The following is a 349-nucleotide window of genomic DNA, read 5'->3' as shown; positions in this document are numbered from 1 at the left end:
CCTGCGCATGGCGCAGACGGTGTTCATGACGCGCGACCGCGACATGGCCCGCCGCCTGATGGAGCAGAAGGTCACCATCCGCAACCTGGAACGCCAGTCCGCGCAGCGCCACCTGATCCGCCTGCGCGAAGGACAGACCGAAAGCCGCGAGACGTCGTCCCTGCATCTGGACCTGCTGCGCGATCTCAAGCGCATCAACGCCCATGCGGTCTCGGTCGCCCATCCGATCCTGCAGGACGAAGGGCTGCTGATCGAAAGCCGGTTGCGCGGCAGCTAGGCCCGGGGCGCGCGCCAGCCCGCACCGTCGTGGATGCCGGTCAGGTGCAGGTCCGCGTCCAGCAGGATCAGG

The 349-nt window shown here is 68.5% G+C and carries 1 protein-coding gene; it reads left to right on the top strand.

The window, feature by feature from the left end:
* Positions 1-277 (top strand): Na/Pi cotransporter family protein (locus tag TW83_RS18820; RefSeq protein WP_162198095.1); only part of this gene is annotated, 277 nt, incomplete at its 5' end.
* Positions 278-349: the final 72 nt, after the last annotated feature.

Origin of the sequence: Paracoccus sp. S4493 (assembly GCF_000967735.1) — a bacterium.
GTDB classification, from domain to species: domain Bacteria; phylum Pseudomonadota; class Alphaproteobacteria; order Rhodobacterales; family Rhodobacteraceae; genus Paracoccus; species Paracoccus marcusii.
The sequence above is the reverse complement of the archived record's forward strand: the minus strand, read 5'-3'. Positions and strand labels throughout refer to the sequence as shown.